The sequence below is a fragment of the Micrococcales bacterium genome (assembly GCA_009784895.1).
GTDB lineage: Bacteria > Actinomycetota > Actinomycetes > Actinomycetales > WQXJ01 > WQXJ01.
The window spans coordinates 1-2,871 of record WQXJ01000104.1 but is presented as its reverse complement, the minus strand read 5'-3'; the positions used below and the strand labels follow the sequence as shown (position 1 = coordinate 2,871).

At 61.4% G+C, this 2,871-nt stretch carries 5 protein-coding genes; 3 read left to right on the top strand and 2 right to left on the bottom strand.

Annotated elements, in window-relative coordinates; all coding sequences use genetic code 11:
- Together FWD29_10145 and FWD29_10140 are read right to left on the bottom strand one after the other, a co-directional pair.
- A partial coding sequence (locus FWD29_10145; GenBank protein ID MCL2804289.1) for a hypothetical protein occupies window positions 1-389 on the bottom strand: 389 nt, incomplete at its 3' end.
- A gap of 8 nt (window positions 390-397) precedes the next feature.
- Window positions 398-754, bottom strand: a complete 357-nt coding sequence (locus FWD29_10140) for a hypothetical protein (protein MCL2804288.1) — start codon at window positions 752-754, stop codon at window positions 398-400.
- Between the two features lie 300 nt (window positions 755-1,054).
- Here FWD29_10140 and FWD29_10135 point away from each other — a divergent pair, with 300 nt between their 5' ends.
- From FWD29_10135 to FWD29_10125, 3 genes are all read left to right on the top strand, one after another.
- On the top strand, window positions 1,055-1,339 hold the full coding sequence (locus FWD29_10135; protein ID MCL2804287.1) for a type II toxin-antitoxin system prevent-host-death family antitoxin: 285 nt from the start codon (window positions 1,055-1,057) through the stop codon (window positions 1,337-1,339).
- On the top strand, window positions 1,336-1,785 hold the full coding sequence (locus tag FWD29_10130) for a PIN domain-containing protein (GenBank protein MCL2804286.1): 450 nt from the start codon (window positions 1,336-1,338) through the stop codon (window positions 1,783-1,785). The genes FWD29_10135 and FWD29_10130 overlap by 4 nt, the downstream gene beginning before the upstream one ends.
- A 138-nt stretch (window positions 1,786-1,923) precedes the next feature.
- Window positions 1,924-2,871 (top strand): ATP-binding protein (locus FWD29_10125; protein ID MCL2804285.1); only part of this gene is annotated, 948 nt, incomplete at its 3' end.

Genomic DNA, 2,871 nt, shown 5'->3' with positions numbered 1-2,871 from the left:
GGCACCCGCCCGCCCCGTCTGGTCGGTGTCTTAGGGCGCAGCATCTGTTCCTCGATCCCGGCGGCGATCCGCCACCAGGTGCGACGGGAGGCCAACATCACGCCCTGGTCCCACAGTGAGGCGAACGAGTGGTCGACTGATTCGCCTCTCGACCATCCGGCCAAGATGTGTTCCTCGACGCACCGCCTGTCGGCCCGGCTGATCCGTGACCGGTAGGCACGCTCTAACTGGTGGACCGGGTCTTCGACCGTCGCCCTGTTGTTGTGCCGGTAGTGCCAAGTGGAACGGGCCAAACCGGCCATGGCCAGGGCCCTGCGTTGTGAACCCAGCAGCCGGGTCAGCTCCCGCACCAACCGGTTCTCCGCTTCGATGAATCCCCGGGCACGCACGTCATCGATCATTCGGGCCCTGGCTCGCTCAGCTTGTGCAAGAGCCCGATAGCTTTTCCCAGGACCTGGTTCACCTCCTCCAACCGTTGCACCTGGGCCCGTAACTCCTCAACCTCGCCCTCAAGGTCGGTCGCACGCCTGGCGATCTCGCGGCGCTGGGCCGGTGTCTTCGACTTCCCGCCGGTCCGGGGCACCAGGCCCCGGACCGGGTCCCCGTCGAACACCACGCTGCGCCACCGGCGCAACCGACCGACCGACACCCCCTGACTCGCCAACCAGTCCTTCCTCGTACCGAACGGCTGCCTTTCATACTCGAACACAAAGTCACGGATCTCCTCGGCAGTCCAACCAGGCGAAACCGTCATATCAAGCCACCTCCTTCAACCAGCCAATGACTCACAACCAGTCTGGCAGAGAGGGCGAACAGCGGTTTGTCGTACCCAACGGATCCAACGGGTAGGACAAACTGTGGTCAGGGCAGGGTGAACAGCGGTTTGTCGTACCCAACGAAATCAGCGGGCAGGAGAAAGCGTGGTCTGGGCAGGGTGAACAGCAGTTAGTCGCACCCAGCGGATCCAGCGGGTAGGACAAACTGTGGTGCCGCTGGTCGGTGTCGAAGGCAGCAGTGCCAGGACTGCCCTGCGGCGGCAGTGTACACTTTGGACATGTTGAATGTTGCAACAAATCAGCCTACCTCCGCTGTTGGTCTGCGCCAACTGAGAGCCAACCTCTCTGGCTACATTGATGATGTCAAGGCGGGGCACACTTACACCCTGACCGAGCACGGCAAACCGGTAGCCCATCTGGTCCCGGTCAATGGGCAGTCAGCCTATGAGCGCTTGCTGGCTAATGGACTAATTGAGCCGGCGCGGCGGCGGCCCTCCGGCCTGGCCGCTCCAGTGGCGACTGCAGGCACCGTTAGCGACTTGGTGAGTCAGCAGCGCCGGTGATTGGCTACTTTGACACCTCAGCTGTGGTGCCGCTGGTCGTGGCTGAGGCCAGCAGCGCGCTCTGCGCGCAGCTCTGGCAAGCCTGCGACGTGCGGGTCTCTTCGATTCTGAGCATTGCCGAAGCCCACGCCGCCCTTGCTCAGGCGCTTCGTCTGAAGCGCCTGACGGAGCAGCAACACGCCGCAGCCCTCGAGCTGCTTGAGGCCCGGCTCGAGGAACTGGACTTGATTTCGCCCAACCGCGACATGGTCGACCTTGCAGGCAGGATGGCCCTGGAGCATTCCCTACGCGGCTACGACGCACTCCACGCTGCCACCGCGCTGGCCCTTCAAGCCGAAGACTCAGTGGCCATCTCAGGCGACCAAGACCTGCTGGCAGCCTGGCGGACCATGGGCCTGAACGTCATTGATGTTGGTTTACCTCAAAGCACCAACGCCACCGCTTGAGACGAGGTGCCTGCGAGGTTCGGGCGAAGGTGCCACGCGCAGGGCGCGGTTGGTAGCGCTGATCGCAGCTATGTAAAATAGGTTTTACAAAGGTTGGCCTTTCCAGTACTTTGAAAAGTACGTTTTGAGGAGGGCGCGGTGGAACTGGTTGTTCGCGAGGCGTACCTGCGGTGGCTGACATCCTGGCGGGACAAGGACGTCATCAAGGTTGTCACCGGGGTCCGCCGATGTGGCAAGTCAACCTTGTTACGTCAGTTTCAGGACGCTCTGCGGGCATCCGGGGTGGACAGCCAACACATCATCACCGTCGATCTTGAGAACGTGGAACACCACCCGCTGGCTGCCAACTACATGGCTCTCCACGCCCATGTGATGGCCAACGCACCTCTGTCTGGCACCACCTATGTTTTTATCGACGAGGTCCAGATGGTCCCTGAGTTTGAGAAGGCAGTGGCCAGCCTACGGGCTCAACCACACCTTGATGTTTACATCACGGGGTCCAATGCCAGCCTGCTGGCCAGCGACCTTGCCACACGCCTGACCGGTCGCTATGTCGAGCTCTCGATTCTGCCGCTGTCCTTCCACGAGTGGATGTCTGTCCAAAACGAACTTGCCTCCATGGACGCCTACCGCCAGTTCGCTCAGTACGGTTCGTTCCCGTTCATAATGCAGTTAGCCAATCAGCCGACCGCCATTACTCAGTACTTGGGCGGCGTGCTAGACACCATCATCAGCCGCGATGTAGCAGTTCGGCGCCGGGTGGCCAACCTGCCGGTGTTGCTTGACCTGGTGAGTTTCATGGCGGACAACATTGGTAACCTCACCTCGCCCCGGCGGATTGCGGACAAGTTGACCTCAAGTGGCCGGAAGGTTTCGGCGCCCACCATAGAGAGCTATCTGGACGGACTGGTCGAGGCGTATCTGCTATATCCGGTCAACCGCTACAACATCAGAAGCAAACGCCGGCTAGAACGGATCCAGAAGTACTATCTGGTTGACCCGGGCCTTCGCACGGCGTTGCTGGGACGTTCGGCGCCAGATCGTGGCCGGGTGTTGGAGAATGTGATCTACCTCGAATTGCTGCGG